At 45.7% G+C, this 21,764-nt stretch carries 19 protein-coding genes and 1 riboswitch; of the genes, 13 read left to right on the top strand and 6 right to left on the bottom strand.

Going from position 1 to position 21,764, the window contains the following annotated elements; all coding sequences use genetic code 11:
• Positions 1-173: 173 nt before the first annotated feature.
• Positions 174-494, top strand: coding sequence for a thiosulfate sulfurtransferase GlpE (gene glpE / locus AACQ79_RS02050; RefSeq protein ID WP_010316900.1), 321 nt, complete (start codon positions 174-176; stop codon positions 492-494).
• 8 nt (positions 495-502) lie between these two features.
• On the top strand, positions 503-1,336 hold the full coding sequence (gene glpG, locus AACQ79_RS02045; protein ID WP_064624135.1) for a rhomboid family intramembrane serine protease GlpG: 834 nt from the start codon (positions 503-505) through the stop codon (positions 1,334-1,336).
• A 31-nt stretch (positions 1,337-1,367) separates the two neighbouring features.
• Here the strand turns inward: glpG and AACQ79_RS02040 are convergent, their stop codons facing one another.
• Complete coding sequence (locus AACQ79_RS02040) at positions 1,368-1,775, bottom strand: flagellar basal body-associated protein FliL (protein ID WP_013855488.1); 408 nt, start codon at positions 1,773-1,775, stop codon at positions 1,368-1,370.
• Between the two features lie 236 nt (positions 1,776-2,011).
• Between AACQ79_RS02040 and AACQ79_RS02035 the strand changes: the two genes are divergently transcribed.
• Complete coding sequence (locus AACQ79_RS02035) at positions 2,012-2,566, top strand: chorismate lyase (protein WP_013855487.1); 555 nt, start codon at positions 2,012-2,014, stop codon at positions 2,564-2,566.
• A complete protein-coding gene (ubiA, locus tag AACQ79_RS02030; RefSeq protein ID WP_017042069.1) occupies positions 2,563-3,417 on the top strand; it encodes a 4-hydroxybenzoate octaprenyltransferase in 855 nt (284 codons plus the stop codon). Before AACQ79_RS02035 ends, ubiA begins: the two co-directional genes overlap by 4 nt.
• 81 nt (positions 3,418-3,498) lie before the next feature.
• Here ubiA and plsB read toward each other — a convergent pair whose 3' ends face one another.
• A complete protein-coding gene (gene plsB, locus AACQ79_RS02025) occupies positions 3,499-5,922 on the bottom strand; it encodes a glycerol-3-phosphate 1-O-acyltransferase PlsB (RefSeq protein ID WP_170899662.1) in 2,424 nt (807 codons plus the stop codon).
• Positions 5,923-6,241: 319 nt separating this feature from the next.
• Here plsB and lexA point away from each other — a divergent pair, with 319 nt between their 5' ends.
• The 3 genes from lexA (at position 6,242) to dinF (ending at position 9,184) form a co-directional block, all read left to right on the top strand.
• Positions 6,242-6,865: a transcriptional repressor LexA gene (lexA, locus tag AACQ79_RS02020; protein WP_170899661.1), complete on the top strand. Its 624-nt coding sequence runs from the start codon at positions 6,242-6,244 to the stop codon at positions 6,863-6,865.
• A gap of 94 nt (positions 6,866-6,959) precedes the next feature.
• Positions 6,960-7,778, top strand: coding sequence for a class I SAM-dependent methyltransferase (locus tag AACQ79_RS02015; RefSeq protein ID WP_017042071.1), 819 nt, complete (start codon positions 6,960-6,962; stop codon positions 7,776-7,778).
• A 62-nt stretch (positions 7,779-7,840) separates the two neighbouring features.
• Entirely contained in the window at positions 7,841-9,184 is a 1,344-nt protein-coding gene (gene dinF / locus AACQ79_RS02010; RefSeq protein WP_170899660.1) for an MATE family efflux transporter DinF, read from the top strand.
• 103 nt (positions 9,185-9,287) lie between these two features.
• Here the strand turns inward: dinF and sthA are convergent, their stop codons facing one another.
• The gene (sthA, locus tag AACQ79_RS02005) at positions 9,288-10,688 is read right to left on the bottom strand and encodes a Si-specific NAD(P)(+) transhydrogenase (RefSeq protein ID WP_017048582.1); all 1,401 of its coding nucleotides are present in this window, start codon (positions 10,686-10,688) and stop codon (positions 9,288-9,290) included.
• 286 nt (positions 10,689-10,974) lie between these two features.
• Here sthA and fabR point away from each other — a divergent pair, with 286 nt between their 5' ends.
• Both fabR and AACQ79_RS01995 read left to right on the top strand, forming a co-directional pair.
• Entirely contained in the window at positions 10,975-11,616 is a 642-nt protein-coding gene (gene fabR / locus AACQ79_RS02000; protein ID WP_017048583.1) for an HTH-type transcriptional repressor FabR, read from the top strand.
• Entirely contained in the window at positions 11,616-11,993 is a 378-nt protein-coding gene (locus AACQ79_RS01995; RefSeq protein ID WP_013855478.1) for a YijD family membrane protein, read from the top strand. The genes fabR and AACQ79_RS01995 overlap by 1 nt, the downstream gene beginning before the upstream one ends.
• A gap of 159 nt (positions 11,994-12,152) precedes the next feature.
• Here AACQ79_RS01995 and AACQ79_RS01985 read toward each other — a convergent pair whose 3' ends face one another.
• Complete coding sequence (locus AACQ79_RS01985) at positions 12,153-15,254, bottom strand: beta-galactosidase (RefSeq protein ID WP_170899658.1); 3,102 nt, start codon at positions 15,252-15,254, stop codon at positions 12,153-12,155.
• 453 nt (positions 15,255-15,707) lie between these two features.
• Between AACQ79_RS01985 and AACQ79_RS01980 the strand changes: the two genes are divergently transcribed.
• On the top strand, positions 15,708-15,899 hold the full coding sequence (locus AACQ79_RS01980; protein WP_096035886.1) for a hypothetical protein: 192 nt from the start codon (positions 15,708-15,710) through the stop codon (positions 15,897-15,899).
• A gap of 39 nt (positions 15,900-15,938) precedes the next feature.
• Here the strand turns inward: AACQ79_RS01980 and trmA are convergent, their stop codons facing one another.
• A complete protein-coding gene (gene trmA, locus AACQ79_RS01975) occupies positions 15,939-17,048 on the bottom strand; it encodes a tRNA (uridine(54)-C5)-methyltransferase TrmA (protein WP_026028859.1) in 1,110 nt (369 codons plus the stop codon).
• A 160-nt stretch (positions 17,049-17,208) separates the two neighbouring features.
• Positions 17,209-17,404: riboswitch (cobalamin riboswitch) on the top strand.
• Between the two features lie 47 nt (positions 17,405-17,451).
• On the opposite strand from trmA, the gene AACQ79_RS01970 reads away from it, so the two are divergent.
• From AACQ79_RS01970 to murI, 3 genes are read left to right on the top strand one after another with little or no spacing between them, the layout of a single operon-like run.
• Entirely contained in the window at positions 17,452-19,281 is a 1,830-nt protein-coding gene (locus AACQ79_RS01970) for a TonB-dependent receptor domain-containing protein (protein ID WP_013855458.1), read from the top strand.
• Positions 19,282-19,326: 45 nt separating this feature from the next.
• Complete coding sequence (locus tag AACQ79_RS01965) at positions 19,327-20,016, top strand: ATPase (RefSeq protein ID WP_049785465.1); 690 nt, start codon at positions 19,327-19,329, stop codon at positions 20,014-20,016.
• A 30-nt stretch (positions 20,017-20,046) separates the two neighbouring features.
• Positions 20,047-20,850, top strand: coding sequence for a glutamate racemase (gene murI, locus AACQ79_RS01960; protein WP_026028285.1), 804 nt, complete (start codon positions 20,047-20,049; stop codon positions 20,848-20,850).
• Here the strand turns inward: murI and AACQ79_RS01955 are convergent.
• The gene (locus tag AACQ79_RS01955) at positions 20,813-21,268 is read right to left on the bottom strand and encodes an RNA recognition motif domain-containing protein (RefSeq protein WP_017044858.1); all 456 of its coding nucleotides are present in this window, start codon (positions 21,266-21,268) and stop codon (positions 20,813-20,815) included. The two genes, murI and AACQ79_RS01955, sit on opposite strands and share 38 nt — an antisense overlap.
• Between the last annotated feature and the right edge of the window lie 496 nt (positions 21,269-21,764).

The following is a 21,764-nucleotide window of genomic DNA, read 5'->3' as shown; positions in this document are numbered from 1 at the left end:
CTACATGTTGTGGATCTATTTCTCATTTACTACTTTATCAACGCAATCCACAAGATTATCCACAAACGGCGAAAAAGTGATCAGTGGTGGATAACCTTATAAAGGCCGTGTACTTGATTGCCTTGGGATAGGTTACAATCAAACGCTAAAAATAAAACCAATCAGAGGAAGCGATGGATCAGTTTCAACATATCAATGCTCAAGCAGCACAAGCTTTAATGGAACAACATGATGCGCAATTAGTGGATATTCGTGATGCGCAATCTTTTGCGGTTGCACATGCAAATGGCGCATTCCACTTAACCAACGACAGCATGGTTTCATTTATGGAAAAAAGCGAATTTGACCAACCCATTTTAGTGATGTGTTATCACGGTATTAGCAGCCAAGGTGCTGCACAGTATCTAATTAACCAAGGTTTTGAACAGGTGTATAGTGTGGATGGTGGATTCGAAGCTTGGCATCGTGCAGGCTTGCCCGTAACCAGCAATTAGGATGACTTATGTTAAGACTGATCACGCTCAATAACCCAAGAATGGCGCAAGCCTTTATTGATTACATGGCCTCTCGTGAAATTGAGATTCAAATGATGCCGGAAGGGAGTGGTCAATTTGCGTTATGGTTACTTGATGAGCAACATCAGATTGAAGCCGAAGCGGAACTCAACCATTTTCTGCACAATCCAAATGATAGAAAGTATCAAGCCGCTTCATGGGATGTGGCTGAAAGCCGTAAAAGTCACTTTCAATATCGTTCACCGAGCATGTTGGCGATGCTCAAAGCCAAAGCTGGGCCTTTAACACTGGGCGTGATGATGGTATGCGCCATTATCTTTGCATTGCAGCAGTTTGGGCTAGCCAATCAAGTATTTTCCGCATTACATTTTCCTGCTTTGGCTGGGCAGCAATGGCAGATTTGGCGCTGGTTTAGTCATGCTTTACTTCATTTCTCTGTGCTGCACATCGTCTTTAACTTGTTATGGTGGTGGCAGTTGGGGGGCGATGTTGAAAAACGGCTTGGCTCATTCAAACTTGGACAGCTATTTTTAGTGTCAGCACTGTTGTCCGGTGCGGCTCAGTACTGGGTTGAAGGAGCCAATTTTGGTGGTTTATCGGGTGTGGTCTATGCGTTGGTCGGTTATCTATGGATGCTTGGTTGGAAAGCCCCTCATCTTGGCTTGCAAATGCCCAAACCCGTGATCGGTTTCATGCTGGTGTGGTTGGTGCTCGGGTTTGTACAACCCTTTATGGCGATTGCCAACAGCGCGCATTTAGCGGGCCTATTTTCAGGAATCGCCTTTGGATTAAATGACGCCAGCCGTCATCGAACTCGTTAAGCAAAACATCAATAGAGCGGCAATCGCTGCTCTATTGATAGATGTATTTAGTAAACAGTAGGTCAGCAATAATGGTTCGGCCTATTTCAGGCAGTAACACCGCGTTGAGCTCTGTGACCAACGTTTTTCTTAAATCTTCCCGACCTGCGAGTGATTTTATCGTCTCTTCGGTCTGTTTACCGAGTAGCTCGACGATGGCATCACGAATCAGTGGTTGGTGCCGTTCAACGGCGGGTAAATCGGCGTCGCTGGATACCATCACGTCGATACGAACTTGGATGTAACCTAACTTGTTTCCTTTGGTGAAAAAGTTGGTGGTGAGATCCGGCTCTAAGGTAAAGTACGCCAGCCTAGGCGCTTTTTCATCTTGTGCATAACTTGGTAACGCACAAAACAAGCTTAGGGCGATAATTATTTGGGCTACATAACGTTTAAGCATATTTCTATCTTTTCTTTAGTTGGTTCACGATACTCGAATCGCTTGAGTCTTGTTACAATAGAGCATCGGATTGTAATCAAAATGCTTATCTCGTTGTTTGGAATATACCGCAGTTGTCGCTTCCCGTTTTTACAAGCGGGTTTTTAACCTCCAACCGAGGGATTCTGTGAGTGAGCGCTTTTTATGGTTGTGTTAACCAAAAATGGACCTTTATTGTATGTTGATAAAGCCACTAATTGAATACTAGTATGAATCAATCAATTTCGCTCTATCTGTCTGCTTTGCGAGAAGTAATTTGGCAACAACCTGACGTTTTTTCTTTTCCTGATCAGGTTTCTCAGTCTTGGCTTTTAGAGCAAGGATCATTATCTCGCGTGTTAGAGGCGCAGTGTCAGCAACTGAGCGTTGAACTACTGCACAATAAGCTCGTTGAGGCAGAAAAATTACAGGGCGATGAGATGGCTCTGTTATCTGATGAAGCCTGTTTGTTACGTCAGGTTGTGCTGCGTGGTGATCAACAGCCATGGGTTTTAGGCCGTACTTTAATTCCTCAATCTTCGATGCTGGGTCAGCAATATGACTTAGCGCGCCAAGGTGATATTCCGCTTGGGTTAACGGTTTTTCGTGCTGAGCACGTTAAGCGTGACGCACTACAAGTGGGCTGGGCAATGATGGAAGAGGGGCCGTTGCTTGCACGCCGTTCACGATTATGGATGAATAATAAACCGATGTTAGTTGCGGAGCTGTTTTTACCCTTTTCACCGATTTACTCTAAGGAGAGAGTGTCATGACTTTGGTTAAGGCGCGTGCTTATTGGCAACTGATGCGCATGGATCGGCCAATTGGTTCTTTGCTATTGTTGTGGCCAACCTTATGGGCATTGATTTTAGCCGCGCAAGGTTTCCCCGATCCTAAAGTATTATTGGTATTCGTGTTGGGGGTGTTGTTGATGCGCTCAGCGGGTTGCGTGATCAACGATTTTGCTGATCGCAGAGTCGATGGACATGTTAAACGAACCAAACAGCGGCCTTTGCCTGCCGGGCGTGTGACAACCAAAGAGGCGATTGCACTGTTTTTAACGCTAGGTATCACTTCTTTCCTGCTGGTTTTGACCATGAATCCACTCACGGTTCAGCTCTCCTTTGTCGGTATCGCATTAGCGTTTGTTTATCCGTTCATGAAACGTTATACACACCTTCCGCAGTTGGTATTAGGGCTGGCCTTTAGTTGGTCTATTCCGATGGCATGGGCGGCGCAAGCCAACGAATTGCCAGCGGTGATGTGGGGGCTATTTTTGATCAATGCGTTGTGGACTGTGGCGTATGATACGCAGTATGCGATGGTTGATCGTGATGACGATATTAATATCGGAGTCAAATCGACCGCTATTTTATTTGGTCGTTTTGATAAAATCATCATCGGCATTTTACAGTTATTGGTACTGGCGTTGATGATCGCACTTGGTGGTTATTATCAGTTAGGGGCGAGTTTTTATTGGTCAGTATTGGCTGCAGCGGCTCTGTTTGTTTATCAGCAGCGTTTAATTCGTCATCGTGATCGTGATTTATGCTTCCACGCTTTTCTCAATAATAATCACGTTGGCATGGTGTTAACGTTGGGCCTGCTTTTTGCGTTTTGGTAAGTAGTTCACTAGTTTTTGTAAGTACTTCACGAATAAAGTAAAGGCATCCATTGGGATGCCTTTACTGTTTCTTACGCCCGATTAGTTCGCTTGGCAGAGACTTTCTTGAATGGTTAAGCGAATTTCAGGATAGAGCATCGAGTAAAGTAGGCGTGCTAGCTGAACGGTTGGTTCTAAATGGCAATTGCCATCAACATCCAAATAGCCCTGCTCTTTGAGCGTGACAAATAGGGCGGAGAATACCCCTTTATCAAAAAACTCAGGGGCATTGATGCCATGCAAACGGCCAAGACGTTGTGCAATTTCTTGGCTTTTTTGCTCTAAATCTGATTTGCCCACTTCAGGGTTGGCAACCAGTAGATTGAGAGCAATCGCGTAGCGTTGTAGGGTTTCTGAAATGGTACGACCGAGCAGCATCAACACTTGTGTTTTGGCTTGATTAATGGCCACGACACCCTCTTCTAGCGTTACTAATTGTTGACGTTGCAGTTCGTTAACGTAAGCGTTGACTACATCTGCGAGTTCATCTTGCGCAAAGCTTAAAAACAGCTCCTGCTTTAAGAAGGGATAAATCAGTGTCACATTGGCGGTTATCTGCTCTAGTGATAGTGTTTGCTGGCGGATCAACATCTGCGCAATCAGTGAGGGAATGGCAAACAGATGAATGATGTTATTGCGATAGTAGGTCATCAAAATCGACTGATTGCGATCAAGGGAAATAATCTCACCCATGGTATCGGATTCAATTACAAACTTATCGAGCGACTGTGCATGGTTAACCAGTTCTTCCGCACTGGCTTTAGGCACAGTGCAGGTTGCTGAGTAGCGCACGTTATTTAGTAGCGATAAATAGCAGTCGATTTGCTTAACCAAATTGTCACGAGCCAGTGCGCTTTGGCGTGAAGCAAGTAACGCGGTGGCACACAAAGTTAAGGCATTGGCCGCCGCCGCATCGTTAATGTGCGTCATCATCTTGGTGGCCAGTTGGTTAACAATAGGGTTGATCCACTGCGGCTTGGTGCTGCCCATAGGGTCAATATCTTGCGTCCATTCTGGCACTTGCTCGTTAAGGTATTGGTTCAACGGGATCGGTTCGCCGAAATTGACATAGCCTTGGCCAAAATTACGCAGCTTGCGAATCGTGCGCAGCACTAAACCCGCATTTTCTTTCTCTTTACTTTTGCCGCGTAGCTCTTTGGCGTAAGTGCTTACTTCCATCACGTGTTCATAACCGATATAAACCGGCACGAGGGTCACCGGGCGGTTAAGGCCGCGCAACATGGCTTGGATGGTCATCGCCAGCATGCCTGTTTTCGCTGGCAGTAAACGGCCAGTGCGTGAACGGCCACCTTCGCTAAAATATTCAACTGAATAGCCTTTGGCAAATAGCTCGGCCAGATATTCGCGGAAAATGGTCGAATAGAGCTTATTGCCTTTAAAGCTGCGACGAATGAAGAATGCGCCGCCACGGCGGAAAATCGGACCTGCTGGGAAAAAGTTCAAGTTGATTCCTGCAGCAATATGCGGTGGCACCATACCTTCGCGATACAGCACATAAGAAAGTAAGAGATAATCCATATGGCTGCGGTGGCAAGGGACATAGACAATCTCGTGTCCATCTTGCGCAAGGCGACGTACGGTGGCGGCATTATTTATATTAAGCCCTTGGTAAATGCGGTTCCATAACCAGCCCAGTATGCGTTCTCCTTTCTTGATTAAGGAGTAAGAGAAATCAGCGGCAATCTCATCCATGATGTCATGCGCTTCTTTGCGCGCTTTTTCGAGGGAGATATTGTTGGCTTTCGCTTGATCTTCAATCGCTTTTTCAATCGCTTGTGATTTAATTAGGCGGTTAAACAGCGCTTGGCGATTGGGCAAATTTGGCCCAGAAGCTGCCAGCTTTTGGCGAGAGAAATGAATACGAGCCACTCGTGCCAATTTATGCGCGATAGATTCGTCGGTGCCGTGTGAATCAGCCATATAGCGCAGTGAAACGACGGGGCTAAAGCGCACCATGCAATCGCGTCCAGCAAAAATTACCGCGAGTGCTTTTTGTGGGCCATTTAAGGCTTGGAGATAGGGTTTCTCTTGCCCCTCTTTACCTGGTTTACGTCCCCAAAGCACCGTCGCTGGGATCATTTGAACGTCCAATTCCGTATCAAACTTATGTAGCTCAAGCAGTTCAGAAAAAAGAGCGATAGAGTCACTAGGAACGTGCTGATCATTGCGCATCAAGGTTGGGCGCGCCGAGATGAAAACATAACGGGCAAAACTTTTGCCGTTTAGCTCAAGCGGTTGCAGCGGGTCAGGTAAACCCAGTTCTTTGGCGTGAGTTTGCAAGGTGAGCAAATCAACACTTGAGCGAAAAGGTAAGGCGTAAACAATCGGCTTGTGAATATCAATGCCGTGGTCTTCTATTGGATTAGAAGGGATCGCCGTGCCTTTGACCAATGCAGACAAAGGTAATTTTAGTAGTGAACGAGATAATGAGTGTCCAGAAGACATAAAGGTCGTCGCCTCAAGAATATTTCAATATGCTTAAGCGCATGTCCATTTCCCTGTGAGTTGATACTCAGAGAAATCGATATGCGCCGAAGCGGCTAGCTATTTTTGAGCCGCAAGGATACCAGAAACTGGTCAAACCTTTTAATCATTATTGTTTAGTAAAACAGCATCACTTGCGAGCGCGGTGAGTGAATCGGTGAGGTATTTATCGGTCGATTGCGGCATTTTTTGTAAATAGCCAAAAAATAAGCGTCCGCTCTTCCATTTATTCGATTACTGGATATACTCACAGTTAACTGTATAAACAGACAGGTGAGATATGAAGCCGTTAACGCCCCGCCAGCAACAAGTATTTGATCTTATCCGCACTAAGATCGACGAAACCGGAATGCCACCGACTCGCGCTGAAATCGCACGCGAGCTGGGTTTTCGTTCCGCCAATGCCGCAGAAGAGCATTTAAAAGCACTGGCTCGTAAACAAGCGATTGAGATTATTCCGGGTGCCTCTCGTGGGTTGCGTATCTTACTTGAAGCTGCCAATGAGCCAGAAGATCTTGGCCTGCCTTTAATTGGTCGAGTCGCGGCGGGAGAGCCTATTTTGGCGCAAGAGCATGTCGAAGCGCATTATCAAGTGGATCCCACTATGTTTCGCCCTCAAGCGGATTTCTTACTGCGTGTGCAAGGCGAAAGTATGAAAGACATTGGTATTATGGATGGTGACTTACTCGCGGTGCACAAAACACAAGATGTGCGTAATGGGCAAGTGGTGGTGGCGCGTGTTGAAGATGATGTGACGGTAAAACGTCTAGAACGCAAAGGCTCTACCGTGTTATTGCACGCAGAGAATGAAGCGTTCTCACCGATTGAAGTGGATCTTAAATCTCAGCAGCTCACCATTGAAGGTGTGGCCGTCGGCATTATTCGCAATACCGATTGGATGTAATTTATTATTGAGATCTATTCTCAATAACTTGTTATTCTAACTGATATTCATTATCATCTTCTTTGTTGTTACATCGAGTTGCGACATAAGGAAGATGGTAATGCCTACCGATAAACATTCACTAACCCCACGTCATCATATTCCAACCAATTTAGTTCAACCGCTGTGGTTTCGTAGCCGCGAAAGTTTGGTTGATAACGGGTTAGTGTATGATCCGATCGCTGCAAAGGCCTGCCAGAGCTGTCACTTAGCCCCCGAATGTTTAAGCGGTGATATCGATCAAAAACAATTGCTGCATGCAACCTTAACGCAATTGTGCGATCAACAAGTGCGCGCGTTTATTGAGCGTAACCCTGATGGATGGATCATTAATGTCGGTGCAGGGTTAGATACCCGTTTTTATCGGGTAGACAACGGGCGTTGCCATTGGATAGAACTCGATATCACCGAAAACCTGCTGTGGCGGCAGAAATTGTTTCATCGCAGTGAGCGTTATCAACATGTGTGTGGCAGTGTCGATGATCTTCAGTGGTTGGATGGATTGCCTATTGCGGAATCCTCAGCCGTTTTAATCGTTTGTGAGCATGCGTTATTAGATTGTACGGCGCAGCAACTCACCTATTTTATCCGCGCATTGGGTTTGCATTTTTCTAATGCGGCGGCTTGTTTAATGCTGGCTGGAGACAAAACTGCTTCCACTTTAGGTCAGAAAATGGGCTCAGGCCATTACGGACATGGTTTTGCTAATCCAACCGAAGCGGTACTCAATGTTTTGCCTTGGGCTTCGTCGGCAAAAACGTTTTCACCGCTCGATCAACATTGTGGCCGCTGGAAATTATGGCAACGTTGGTTAAGTAAGGTGATGGTTTACAAGCTGCGCTTAACACCCGTTTTAGTTTATGTCCGTTGGTGAGTAACCGCTAGCCGTCCTCCTATCACTCCGCTACACTTTGCTCTCACCCATGAGAGGTCAACGTGTTGCAATCTATTTTACAAACGTTATCGAACCGTTCCGTACATCGGCAAGTGTTGCTACTGGCGATACCTATGGTGCTGTCCAATATTACTGTACCGCTGTTAGGTTTAGTTGATGCGGCGGTGATCGGTCATCTGGAACACGCTTGGTATTTAGGTGGAGTGGCACTCGGCGGTACGGTAGTCAGTGTCACTTTCTGGTTACTCGGCTTTTTAAGAATGTCGACCACAGGCCTTGCGGCGCAAGCATACGGTGAACAGTCGCCACAAAAACTGGCGTTAGTCTTGTTGCAAGGGCTCTTGATGGCACTGGCATTTGCGTTGTTGTTTTTGATTCTGCATCGATGGATTGGCGATGCGATTTTTTCAGCCAGCAGTGCCAGTGAGCAAGTAAAGCAATATGGGTTGCAGTATTTTGTGATTCGAGCGTGGAGTGCGCCCGCCGCATTGGCCAACTTTGTACTGCTCGGCTGGCTGTTAGCCACGCAAAATGCTAAAGCGCCGATGTGGATGGTGATCATCACTAACTTAACCAACATCGCGTTGGATATTCTGTTTGTGTTGGGTTTCGGCTGGAAAGTGGAAGGCGCTGCGCTGGCGTCGGTTATCGCTGATTATGCGGGCATGAGCTTTGGTTTACTGTGTGTTTGGCGCTATTGGTGGCGGCATCAACTCCCTTCGCCACTGCAGCTAGGTGTTTTAGTGACACAAGGCCTTAGCCGCTTTGTGAAATTGAATCGCGATATTTTCCTGCGTTCACTCTGTTTGCAGGCGGCGTTCAGCTTTATGACCTTTCAAGGGGCGGCATTTGGCGATCAAACTGTGGCGGCTAACGCTGTCTTAATGAGTTTTTTGATGATGATCTCCTATGGCATGGATGGTTTCGCTTATGCGATGGAGGCCATGGTTGGCAAAGCGATTGGGGCAAAAAGTGAGGCGCAGCTCAAAAGTGCTCTGATCGGCAGTTTTTTCTGGAGTGCGCTAATCTGTTTAGCGTTAACGGTGATGTTTGCGGTGTGGGGATCGGCGTTGATCACGCTGATCACTGACATTAACGCAGTTCAGCAAGCGGCTAACCGTTATCTACCGTGGCTGGTGGCGATGCCGTTAACCGCGATGTGGTGTTTTTTATTGGATGGTATTTTTATCGGCGCGACCAAAGGTAAAGAGATGCGCAACAGCATGTTTGTCGCGATGTGCAGTTTTTTCAGCGTTTTCTATCTGGCTCAGTCTTTGGGTAATCACGCCCTGTGGATGGCGATGCTCAGCTTTATGGCAATGCGCGGCATCAGTTTAGGTGTGCTATTTATCTCACAATGGCGACGCGGTGTTTTTCTCACTTGATCACCGAACCTATCCCTAAGCACTTCACTCACTAGGTTACCAAAAAGAAAGCCGCACTCGTTAGCGGCTTTCATTCCATTAGCAGGCAGAATTAGGTCGATGATTAGAACAATCGATTCAGGCCATTTAACGCCGCCACGCGGTAGGCTTCGGCCATGGTTGGATAATTGAAGGTGGTATTAACGAAATATTCGAGGGTATTGGCTTCGCCTTTTTGCTCCATAATTGCCTGTCCGATATGGATGATTTCAGCCGCGCGTTCTCCAAACACATGAATACCTAAAATTTCTTTTGTCTCTCGGTGAAACAAAATTTTCAAGCTGCCGATATCTTTGCCAGAAATTTGTGCTCGTGCGAGGTGTTTAAACGAAGAGCGGCCAACTTCATACGGAATTTTGGCCGCGGTGAGTTCTTGCTCTGTTTTGCCCACTGAACTGATTTCAGGAATGGTGTAAATCCCAGTTGGAATGTCATCAATTAAGTGCCCTTGCGCTTGACCATGAGCAATCGCTTGAGCGACAAATCGACCTTGATCATAGGCTGCGCTCGCAAGGCTTGGGTAGCCAATTACATCACCGACTGCGTAGATGTGCTCCACCGAGGTTTGATAGTTACGATTGACGGCCAGTTGGCCACGTGAGTCGGCATTCAGGCCCACCGCTTTGAGGTTCAATTTGTCAGTGTTGCCCGTGCGTCCATTGGCATACAAGATACAGTCGGCTTTCATTTTTTTGCCCGATTGCAAATGAACGATCACACCATCGTCAGTGCCTTCAATCTTTTCATGGGTTTCATCATTACGAATCACAATTCCGCTGTTCCAAAAATGGTACGAGAGTGCATCAGACGTTTCGTTATCCAGAAACGACAGCAAGCGGTCGCGGGTATTGATGAGGTCAGTTTTGACGCCTAATCCGCGGAAAATCGAAGCGTATTCGCAACCAATGACGCCTGCGCCATAAATGATGATGTGGCGAGGATCGTGTTTAAGCGAGAGAATCGAATCGCTGTCATAAACTCGTTCATGAGTAAAATCAACATCATCAGGTTGATAAGGGCGTGAGCCAGTCGCAATCACAAATTTGTCGGCGCTGTATTTTTCGATGCTGCCGTCAGCGTGCGTAACCGCCACGGTATTTTTGTGGGTAAACTTAGCGTTACCAAAAATCAGCGTACACTGATTGCGATCGTAAAAGCCTTGGCGCAAGCGCGTCTGTTTATCAATCACAGATTTAGCATGGCCTAAAATATCAGAAAAAGTGAGATGAATACTGGTGTTGTTTTTACAAAATAGAGGGTTACTGTTGAATTCGATGATGCGGCTGACCGCATGGCGTAACGCCTTGGAGGGAATGGTGCCCCAATGGGTACAACCTCCGCCAACACTACTCTCTTTTTCGATAATGGCGACATTAAACCCCGCTTTAGTCAAACCCATTGCGGCACCTTCTCCGCCCGGGCCGCTACCAATTACGATGACATCGAAGTGGTTTTGGTTCGCCATACTCTATTCCTTGTTGTATTTGTTTAACATTGCTGTAGCGAGATTTTAACTGATCCATCAGTGCGGTAAACGATGTTGCCATCAGAGAGTGGAGAGGATCACGCTCGAGAGGTGAAAATGCCACTTTATGTTATTGTTTTGCCCATCTTACTGTGGCGAGTGATTGAAATTAGGTTAGGTAACTGTTTAATTGGTCACTTTGTTCCAAGAGGCGATGTTGTGGCTTAGACAACGTGCTCAATCACGTTATAGTATGGCTCAGATAGTAAAAGAGAAGCGACTTAATATGAAATCGATGGGAATTCGCGCATTACAAAAAGAAAAAACACGTCGTTCATTGATTGATGCAGCATTTAGCCAATTAAGTGCCGATCGGAGTTTTTCTAACTTAAGCTTACGAGAAGTGGCCCGCGAGGCCGGGATCGCGCCCACCTCATTCTATCGACATTTTAAAGATATGGATGAGTTGGGTTTAACCATGGTTGATGAAGGCGGTTTACTGCTGCGCCAATTGATGCGCCAAGCACGGCAGCGCATTGTCAAAGAGGGCAGTGTGATTCGCACGTCGGTTGAAACCTTCATGGAATTTATTGAAAGTAGTCCCAATGTGTTTCGCCTATTACTTCGAGAACGTTCGGGTACTTCTTGCGAGTTTCGTGCCGCGGTAGTGCGAGAAATACAGCACTTTTCCGCAGAGCTCACCGAGTATTTGATGACGACAGGCATGGGTCGTGACGAGGCATTAACTCAGGCCGAAGCTTCCGTTATTTTGGTGTTCAGCTCCGGTGCTGAAGCTTTAGATTTAGATCGACGTGAGCGAGATGAGCTTGCTGAACGTTTGATCATGCAGTTGCGAATGCTAGCCAAAGGGGCATTTTGGTATCGCAAAGAACGTGAACGTAATCGGCTCAAAGGGGGGATAGAGTAATGTCGAATGAAAACAACACAACCCATCGTGGTTCGGAAAGAAAAACACTTGTGCTAGCGCTCATCGCAGGTATGTGCGGCGATGCCTTGTTGTCTTGGGTAACCATTAGCCAAGTTCCGTTCTCCATTTTCCCACTGATTGCATTAGTGCTTTCTGTGCAGGCGTTGTATCAAGAATATTTGCGCCATCCGGTGGCGGAAGATCTTCCATTGGTAGCGCTTGCCTGTTTCTTTGTCGGTGCTTTTGGTCATTCGGCATTTATCAAAGCACAATATCCAGATTCTGGTTCTAACTTTTTCGCCATTCTCGTATTGCTGTTGTTGCTACTCTGGGTTGGAAGAAAATTGGGTTTTCTTGGTCGCCATCGCACCGACTAAGTCATCAATGGCAGGGTAGATATAGCGTGCGATGTAACCGTCATCCAAGTCTATCAAAGACATATCACAGGGATGTGGACGCCATTTTCTTGTCGTAGCGTCATGCATCCCGCTGTCATGTAATCGTTGTAAGTGGCGATAGCCGTTATCGGTGCGTTTTTAAATACGATGCAAAATTGGTTTGAACGATATTCGGTAAACGTAATTATTGCCAGTTAGCTGGAATTCTTTGTGCACACTAGGGCTCCAAGAATCATCACCACCCACGCCCATGTGCTGATGGTCTAGGCGCACATAAATGGTTTTTTCTGTCATTAAATCACAGGTGTGTTTTGCTTTTGCCAGCGTCTGTTGAGCATATTGACTGACACTAAATTGGAAATCGCCAGATATCGCCAGTTCGTTCACTTGCAGCCATTGAGTACCACAACGTAAGCCACTGTCTGCTGGGAAAATGTACGGAGTGTGCATCTCTTCTAGCGTTTGCGTGTGCAAGCCAAAACGTGCTGCAGATAGGCGGTCTGGGTAGTTCTCAAACGGACCTAAACCTTGCCAAGTGATTGGTGTACTCTGCTCATGCAATGGCAATTGCAACTCCAAGCCGATACGTGGCATGGGTGGTAGATCATCGGCAAGTGTCACATCAACGGTCAGCTGCATTTCGCCACTGTTTTTCAGCGTATGCGTCCAAGTGGTGATGGCTTGCACGGCACCGTTGAAGTGGTAAGCGAAAGTTGATGTTACTTGCACGGCATGCGCTAAAATGTCGCTATGGCAACTGACACATTCGCGTTTCCATTGGCCAATACCAGCCATATCCCAACGACATACCCAAGCGTTTGGATCTACGTTATCCACTTCACTCACACCAATATCGTTATCCAGTGGCGCACGGAAGAAGTTATCTTGTGGTGCCGTCAGCATTTGCGTTTTGCCATCGACTTGCCAATTAATCATCAAGCCCGTTTGACTATCCCAGCACCATTGATACTTCTCATCTAAGCTTGTGACTACGATCATACCTTTTTGCTGGCTTATTGCTGGGGCTGGTTGCGTTTCCAACTTAGGCATGGCGAGACCTGCGGTATTACGTAGCGCAAATTGCTCAGAAGCACTCACATGTCCCGCGGGTGCCCAAAGCGTTTCTGTCACTAAGGTGATGTCAGTATTCAAGTGGTATCGCGTTTCTGCTTTAGGTGTAAATTCCAAAGCAATCTCTACGGTTGCTTGGCTATCGGCTTTGATGTTCAGCACCACCGAGCCAGATTGAATCAATTTGCCATCTTCTAAAAGTGACCAGTTCAATTGCTCGTTATCTATTGCACGAAATAGGTTTTCGTTAGTTACTAATAGATGACAGAATCCTTTCACTTGTTCTTGCAGCGACACGCGAATCATACGCTGGCAGTATTTGGCTTCTTCCAATGTTGGATGCACAGTGCGATCTGGGAAGATCAACCCGTTGATGCAGAACTGGCGGTCATTGATTTTATCGCCAAAATCGCCACCGTAAGCCCAGAAGTGTTGGCCGTTCTCATCCCATTGGCTCAAGCCTTGGTCTACCCAATCCCAGATAAAGCCGCCTTGAAGGCGAGGAAACTCGCGGAATGCATCCCAATATTCATTAAAACTCCCCAAACTGTTACCCATTGCATGGGCGTATTCACATAAGATCAGTGGGCGAGTTTCGTTGGGTAGAGAAATCCATTTTTTGATTGGCCATTTTGGCACTGCTTCATCTGCAATCGTTGTATTCACACGGGCGTACATAGGCGCAATGATGTCGGTTGCAGCGGTATTGGCACCGCCACCTTCATATTGAACAGGGCGCGACGGATCGTAGTTTTTCGACCAAGCGTACATCGCATTGTGGTTGCTGCCGTGGCCAGACTCGTTACCCAAAGACCAGATGATGATAGAAGGATGGTTTTTATCGCGCATCACCATTTGGGTGTAGCGGCTCATGTATGCGTGCGTCCATTGTGGATTGCTCGAAAGGCGATTCATCGGCTGCATGCCATGGGTTTCGATGTTCGCTTCATCGCACACGTACAAGCCGTATTGGTCACACAGTTCGTACCAACGAGGGTGATTTGGGTAGTGCGCTGTACGTACCGCGTTGAAATTGTATTGCTTCATCAAACAGATGTCGCGGATCATGTCTTCTTCTGTCATCACATGCCCAAGCTCTGGATGATGCTCATGACGGTTAACGCCACGGATCAGCAAAGGCCTGCCGTTGAGTTTCAACTGACCATCAGTGATTTCCACTTTGCGAAAGCCCACATGATAGGCTTCACTCTCTAGATGCATGCCGTTTTCATCTAATAGGGAAATGACTAGGCGGTATAGATTGGGGGTTTCTGCGCTCCATTTGTTTGGCTCACGCACATGCAATGTTTGAAATACTACGTCATCGTATGTGCCCCGCTCGTCAATACGGCGGTTGTGCGGTCGATCAATTCGCGGCTCAGTCACTGCGCATTCACCATCAAAGAGCTGCACTTGCACTTGGTAACAATCTGGCGCTGAAATGTGCGTCACGATTGATAGTGAACCATCGCGATAACACGCATCCAAATCTGGCGTGACGAATACATCTTCAATGCAGTGTTGCGGTTTAGAAAGCAGAGCTACGTCGCGGAAAATACCACTTAGCCACCACATGTCTTGGTCTTCTAGGTAGCTGCCATCACACCAACGCATCACCATCACGGCAAGTGTATTCTCGCCAGCCACTAGGTAGGGCGATAAGTCGAATTCGGAAGGCAAGCGGCTATCTTGGCTGTATCCTACCCAAGTACCGTTGCACCATAGGTGGAATGCTGAGTTCACACCATCGAAGATGATGCGCTGGGTATTGGCAAGATCGGCTTCTGAGCGGGAAATCGTAGTGCGGTAACAACCTGTCGGGTTTTCGGCGGGCACGAATGGAGGGTTTACTTCAAACGGGTATTTTACGTTGGTGTAAATTGGTTTGTCGTAGCCTTGTAGCTGCCAGTTGGAAGGAATCGTTATTTCATCCCAGTTCGTATCATTGAATTTGGTTTGAATAAACTCGCCTTCGACTTGTTCTGGCGAGTCGAACACTTTAAATTTCCATTGGCCATTCAGCGATTGACGTTGGGCGTAAACGCCGTCACGGGCATGGTCAATATCTCGGTAACTGGAAAGTGGGCTGTGTGCTTTTAAGCAGTGAATATTCACTGATTGCGGGGTTTCCCAGTCACGTCGTTGGAGAATATCTGAAAATGCCTTCATGGTTTTCCTACTTGATTTTTTGTTTCTAACCGTGTTGAGCTACGGTAGTGAATACCGTAATGGATGACTTTTTTGCTCTGGTAATCGATGCTAACGCGGCAAAAAACAGTGCCATACATAGAGTAGCTAATCGTTTTATTTTTTGAGTCCTAACTTGCTACTCAGTGTAAATAAAATGTGGAAACGTTTCCATGATGGGATTTACATTTTCATAGTAATAACGGATTTATTCTTCTTTCGTGTGATCATCCTCTCTTGAATGTGTTTTTAAGCAATTTTAACGGCGAGTGATGAACTTTCCTTGATGAGATTGGCTTTGGATCTGACGTTTATATCAAAATCAATCTGTAAACGTTCCCATGCATTTAGTTTGGCTCACCGATTATTTTGTTCTATTCATTGTGATGCGATGTAATTTCCTGCTTCAAAGTCAGACAAAATGACAGATAACCATTGATTGAATTAACAGGTGAGCAGGTTCTACTGATTGTAGAATTGGGTGAGTATGCAGAGATTCTGCATTGGGGACAGAAGGTAAGCGGCGATCTCAACGGTTATCGTATGGGCTCTGCATCGCCCGCCCTGATTAAACCGTTAGTCAGAGCGAGCAGCATGATAGGTAATGTTGTCAGTATAAATGCGTGAAAGCCGATTAAATCGAAATTTAAATATTGATTGAAAGTCTTATTTAATCTTCTCCAGCATCACACCTGCTTCCATGTGGTGGGTGTAAGGAAATTGGTCGAATAGAGCGAAACGAGTCACTTTGTGTGTTTCACATAGAGTGTCTAAATTCTCTTTTAAGGTTTCTGGGTTGCAGGAGATATACACAATCCGCTCGTAGCCTTGCACCATTTTGCAGGTATCGATATCCATACCCGAGCGCGGTGGGTCAACAAAAATGGTGTTGCAACGATAGCTTTTGAGATCAACTCCAGCCTGTTGCAAACGGCGAAACTCACGTTGACCTTCCATCGCTTGAGTAAATTCTTCGGCAGACATGCGGATGATTTGCACATTGTCTATTTTATTCGCCGCAATGTTGTATTGCGCGGAATCAACAGAAGGTTTGGCTAATTCGGTTGCGAGCACTCGCTCGAAATTTTTCGCCAATGCCAGTGAAAAGTTACCATTCCCACAGTAGAGCTCCAATAAATCGCCTTGGCTCTCTTGCGTGCAGTCAACGGCCCATTCCAACATTTTTTGTGCGACAGTACCATTTGGTTGAGTAAAGCTGTTTTCCACTTGTTGATAAATGTAACTTTGACCATGTACGTTCAGTTTCTCAATCACAAAATCTCGATCGAGCACGACTTTCATTTTACGTGCACGGCCAATCAAATTGAGGTTGAATCCCTCATCATTGAGACGCTGTTTTAATGCTTTTGCTTGGGTTATCCATTCTTCATCGAGTTGGCGATGATAAAGCAGAGAAACCAATACTTCACCACTAAGAGTGGAGAGAAAATCCACTTGGAAAAGTTTACGGCGCAGTGAGTCGCTGCCTTTAAGTGCATCGACCAAAAGTGGCATCAAATCATTAATTAAACGACTGGCTGCAGGAAACTGGTCAACGCGGTATTTTTCACGCGTTTCTTGGTTGAACATGATGTAATAAAGCTCATCACCTTCGTGCCAAACTCGAAATTCTGCACGCATACGGTAATGCTGCTCTGGTGATTCAAACACTTCCAACTGAGGCATGTTGTATTGTGCGAACATTTGGGTCAGACGCTCGGTCTTTTCCGCCAACTGTTGCTGGTAGTGTTGTGGGTTTACATCAAGAGTCGCCATGGTATTACCTTTGCTTGGGTATGGTGCATTCAAATAATAAAGAGCGCAGATTTTATTCAATCCCTCGCGCTTGTCCAGTTTTGTCCTGAATTAGTCATTAATTGCGAGCTAACAAAAATAGCTGACACCAATCAGTACTAGACAAATTATCAATAGAGCCATAGTATCGCCCTCAGCTGGTGCTATCTAGCGGTATAGATGGCCGAAAAGGGAATCTGGTGTGAATCCAGAACTGACGCGCAGCGGTAAGAGAGAACGAACACCTAATATGACACTGCAGGAAAATGCTGTGGGAAGTCGGGTTAGTAGGTCAAGAGCTCTCAAGTCCGAATACCTGCCAGCAGCCAAATCTATGCCACCGTTTGGTTGATTTGGTAGGACTTACGCGAATTAGGATCACAATATGAATAAATCCCTTTTAGCGGCGGCTGTAGCATCGCTGCTTCCGTATGCCTCATTTTCTTCTTATGCTCAAAACACTGAAGAGTCGCTCGTGGTGACGGCTAACCGTTTCGAGCAAATCGAATCCTCAGTTCTTTCTTCAGTAACCGTTGTGTCACGTGAAGAGATCGAACAGTATCAAGCCAACTCATTAACCGAAGTATTACGCCGAGTCCCCGGCGTGGAAATCGCCCAAAATGGTGGGCGAGGACACAATGCGTCTATTTTTATGCGCGGAACGAACAGTGATCATGTGTTGGTATTGGTGGATGGTATTCGTATCAATTCATCTGCAGGTGGTGTGGCGATTAATCGTTTTCCGATTGGTTTAGTGGAACGCCTAGAGGTTATTCGTGGTCCGAGTGCGTCAGTTTATGGTTCTGATGCGATTGGCGGTGTGATCAATATTATCACTCGCTCTCACCGAGGCGATGATGCTAAACAATTAGCGCTGGGCATTGGCAGCCTTGCGTCTAAAAAAGCCGATATAGTGGCTAAAGCGGATGTGAACGAACAAGGGCATATCCAAGTAGCGGCAGGTTTTGAACAAACCGATGGCTATGATATTAAAAAGACGGGAAACGGTACCCAATATGGTTTTGATAGCCAAAACCTGATAGCTGGTTATGAGCATCAATTAAGTAAGCATTGGCTTGGCTATGTTTCTGCAAGCTGGTTTGACAGTGATGCTCAATATGACTCTTATGGTTCGGTTAAACAGGGTTACTCACAAAATGAAAGCGTTACTGGCCAACTGAATTATCACAATGAACAGTTAAAAAGCTTGGTCAGTTTGAACTACCAGCAAACTGAGAACTTAGATTATTCACTGGCGGAAGGTCGGGCAAATGCCAGCACTAAGGCCAATATCAGTCTTACGCAGCTGCAGTGGGCCAATCTCTACCAACTGACATCAACATCGGAAATTGGTGCCGGTATTGATGCTCGCCGTGAACGCCTTGCCGATGACGCGAAAAATCGTGGCAGTGCTCATAAATTAGCTGGTGAAAGCCGAGATACCAAAGGTGCGTTCGCTTCTGGTCGGTTATATGTCAATCGCTGGGTGTTGGAATCCAATATTCGCTATGACGAATACGATCAGTATGACAATTATACAACTTGGTCTGTGGCGGCTGGGTATCAACTTAACGAAGCTCATTTTGTGCGCGCTACTTACGGTACTGCTTTTAAGGCACCAACGTATTCAGATTTAAGCACTACTCCAGACTTACAACCGGAAGAGTCAAAAAATGTAGAGCTCGGCATCTCGGGTGTCTATTCGTTTGCAAGATGGAATCTGTCTGCTTATGACAACAAAGTGGATAACCTCATCATTTGGTATAAACCAGCCTCTTCTTCAGATGACTGGTATTCAGACAACACTGATGCTCGGATTAAAGGCTTAGAGTTTGATGTGAACTTTGATACTGGGCCTGTTAACCATACGGTTGTGGCTGAGTTTAAAGATCACAAAGATGATAACGATGTCCAACTGGCACGTCGTGCAAAGCAAAATTATAAATGGATCAGCTCAATGAATCTCGGTAAGTTTGAGTTTAACGCTACCTATACTTACACAGGCAAACGGCTTGATCTTCCAACAGCATCGCCCATGAGTGACGACTACATTTCCGCAACCAACTTATGGGATATGTCGGTTGGCTACTGGATGAATGATGATCTGATTGTTCGCAGTCGAATCGATAACGTATTTAACGAGCAGTATGAAACGGCGATTGGTTACAAAGCGCCAGAGCGAGCTTATTACCTCAACGTTGCTTATCAATTCTAATTTTTGAAACCGCCAGTGGGCGGTTTTTACTTTGCGAGTGTGATGATGAAAAAGAACGTTATTGTCAGTTGGTCTAGTGGAAAAGATTCAACCCTCACTTTAGAGCGATTACTGGAAGATAGCCGTTATTGTGTTGTGGGCATTTTTACCACTTATGTTGAAGATGAAGTGCCCTTTCAAGCCACCCCTTTGTATGTAATTGAGCTACAAGCACGACTTTTAAAATTACCCGTTGTCAAAATAGAGCTGCCTGCCGTATTTCCAAGTAACGAGCTTTATCAATCGACCATCATCAGCGCATTAAAACAAAGTGGATTAGAGATAGACGCCGTTGCTTTTGGCGATATGTTCTGTAACGGTATTGCGCAGTATCGCAAAAGCTATATTGAACCGGCTGGCTGGGAGTGTGTGTTGCCCTTGTTAGGCGAAGATAGTAGCGCTCTTGCGCGAGAGATCATAAATCGCGGCATCCAAACCATGGTGATGACGACAGATGGTCACAGCCTCACGCCAGACTATTGTGGACAACCTTATGGACGAGCGTTTATTGATTCTTTACCAGCAAAGGTTGACCCGTGTGGCGAAAATGGTGAGTTTCATACACTGGTCACCGATGCGCCCTGTTTTTTGGGTGGAACACTGGAGTTAGAGTTGACGCATCTCCAACTGGGGGAACGTTTTTGTCACCAAAGATACCGAGCAAGAGCATTGCCAATTGATAAAGAGCGAGTATGATCGGAACGTTTTCATTATAAGGTGCTCAGAGTGTCGCAACCGTCTCAGCTTAATGTGCTTATCTTTGACTCTGGTGTTGGTGGGTTATCGGTTTATCAAGAGGTCCAAGCCAAACTACCACAATTAAACTACATCTACCTGTTTGACAATGAAGCTTATCCTTATGGAGAGCTCAATCAAGAGGTGTTAATTAAGCGTGTGGTTAGGTTGGTAAGCGATGTCGTTGTGAAAGAGCGCATTGATTTGGTCGTTATTGCTTGTAATACCGCAAGCACCATCGTCTTACCCAAGCTGCGTTCTTGTCTTGCTGTACCAGTTGTGGGGGTTGTCCCTGCGATTAAACCGGCCTCGTCACTGGCAAATAAAGCCGTGGGACTCATTGCTACCCCAGCGACTATCACTCGTCAATACACTCACGATTTGATTCGAGATTTCTCATCTGACAAGAATGTTGAATTGCTAGGGTCAACACGCTTAGTAGATATGGCAGAAGAAAAATTGAGGGGCAAAGCTGTCGATCTTGCAGAATTAAAAGAGATTCTTAGCCCTTTGGTGAACCGTATTGATGTGGCGGTCCTTGGCTGTACACACTTCCCATTAATAAAAGAAGAGATCCAAGCCGTATTAGGGAAGAGTGTCGTACTAGTTGATTCTGGAGAAGCTATTGCTCGTCGTGTGCAAGAGCTATTGGGCGTGAAAAGCGAGCCACAATACAAAATCAAACAACACAAGATATTATCAAGCGCACCTCCTTGGGAAGAAAGCGCGCTCAATAGCCGATTAGCTCACTTAGGTTTTACTCCTGTTCAAACATATCGTCATCAGGATGTTTAGGATCATTCGCCACACGTACTTTTAATGTACGCTGCATATAGTCTTTCTCATTCAAAGCTGAAATAGCACCATCTACATTTGCAGAAGCCATCACAACAAAGCCAAATCCACGCCTTTTGCCCGTTCGCTTATCTTTCATCAAACGTACGGCAAAGACCTCTCCATATTTGGCAAAAAGTTCACGAACATGAGCTTCATTCGCTTTGTATGGCAAGTTACCGACATACAGTGTTTTCGTTGAGAGTTTTGACTCCTCATCATCGGTTAGCGTTTTGCTGCCAAAAAATTTAAAAACAAGAGCGGAAGAGACAACACCAAGAACAAAAGTAATTGCGGGAGAAAGCGCGACCAGAGAAAAAAGGATTGCGCCTATTATTGCAAGAGATGCAACCAGTAAAATCGATTTATTAGAGTTCATATTGGAATACTACATATCAAGTAAAAGAAGAAGGATGTCTAGGATTAACAAAATAGACACATCAATCTTACGTTTATGCTTGGTGTTTTTCCAACCAATTGCTGTGATAACCTTCAAATGTTGAAGTTTTATTCAATAAAACGCGACATTGGTTGCTTTTTAAGCGAATGAAAGGTGATTTTAAAAAAGAACTTGTCACATTGTAAAACCTCCCTATAATGCCGCCTCACTAACACGGAGTGAGGCAAGCCTCACAAACGAGTTACTAGTTGAAAGAGAAAGATAGTTAAAAATAACTCTTGACTCTTGAAAGCTAAAGCGTATTATTCGCACCCCTAGCGACGCGGACTTAACGGTCTTGTTCGACAGGAACGCTCTTTAACAATATAAACCTATCAATCTGTGTGGGCACTCGTTGATGATAATCAAAAAAGATTTATCAATGAACTGAGTGACCAATCAGAATCAAGTTTACTTGATTTTGGCACAGTCAATT

This window comes from Vibrio sp. 3-2(1) (assembly GCF_963887575.1).
Taxonomy (GTDB): Bacteria; Pseudomonadota; Gammaproteobacteria; order Enterobacterales; family Vibrionaceae; genus Vibrio; species Vibrio anguillarum.
This window is presented reverse-complemented; position numbering and strand designations above follow the sequence as displayed.

Excerpts from the sequence above, each read along its gene's own strand:
- glpE (WP_010316900.1), top strand. The coding sequence starts at position 174 with ATGGATCAGTTTCAACATATCAATGCTCAAGCAGCACAAGCTTTAATG.
- glpG (WP_064624135.1), top strand. The coding sequence starts at position 503 with ATGTTAAGACTGATCACGCTCAATAACCCAAGAATGGCGCAAGCCTTT.
- AACQ79_RS02040 (WP_013855488.1), bottom strand. The coding sequence starts at position 1,775 with ATGCTTAAACGTTATGTAGCCCAAATAATTATCGCCCTAAGCTTGTTT.
- ubiA (WP_017042069.1), top strand. The coding sequence starts at position 2,563 with ATGACTTTGGTTAAGGCGCGTGCTTATTGGCAACTGATGCGCATGGAT.
- plsB (WP_170899662.1), bottom strand. The coding sequence starts at position 5,922 with ATGTCTTCTGGACACTCATTATCTCGTTCACTACTAAAATTACCTTTG.
- lexA (WP_170899661.1), top strand. The coding sequence starts at position 6,242 with ATGAAGCCGTTAACGCCCCGCCAGCAACAAGTATTTGATCTTATCCGC.
- AACQ79_RS02015 (WP_017042071.1), top strand. The coding sequence starts at position 6,960 with ATGGTAATGCCTACCGATAAACATTCACTAACCCCACGTCATCATATT.
- sthA (WP_017048582.1), bottom strand. The coding sequence starts at position 10,688 with ATGGCGAACCAAAACCACTTCGATGTCATCGTAATTGGTAGCGGCCCG.
- fabR (WP_017048583.1), top strand. The coding sequence starts at position 10,975 with ATGAAATCGATGGGAATTCGCGCATTACAAAAAGAAAAAACACGTCGT.
- AACQ79_RS01995 (WP_013855478.1), top strand. The coding sequence starts at position 11,616 with ATGTCGAATGAAAACAACACAACCCATCGTGGTTCGGAAAGAAAAACA.
- AACQ79_RS01985 (WP_170899658.1), bottom strand. The coding sequence starts at position 15,254 with ATGAAGGCATTTTCAGATATTCTCCAACGACGTGACTGGGAAACCCCG.
- trmA (WP_026028859.1), bottom strand. The coding sequence starts at position 17,048 with ATGGCGACTCTTGATGTAAACCCACAACACTACCAGCAACAGTTGGCG.
- AACQ79_RS01970 (WP_013855458.1), top strand. The coding sequence starts at position 17,452 with ATGAATAAATCCCTTTTAGCGGCGGCTGTAGCATCGCTGCTTCCGTAT.
- AACQ79_RS01965 (WP_049785465.1), top strand. The coding sequence starts at position 19,327 with ATGAAAAAGAACGTTATTGTCAGTTGGTCTAGTGGAAAAGATTCAACC.
- AACQ79_RS01955 (WP_017044858.1), bottom strand. The coding sequence starts at position 21,268 with ATGAACTCTAATAAATCGATTTTACTGGTTGCATCTCTTGCAATAATA.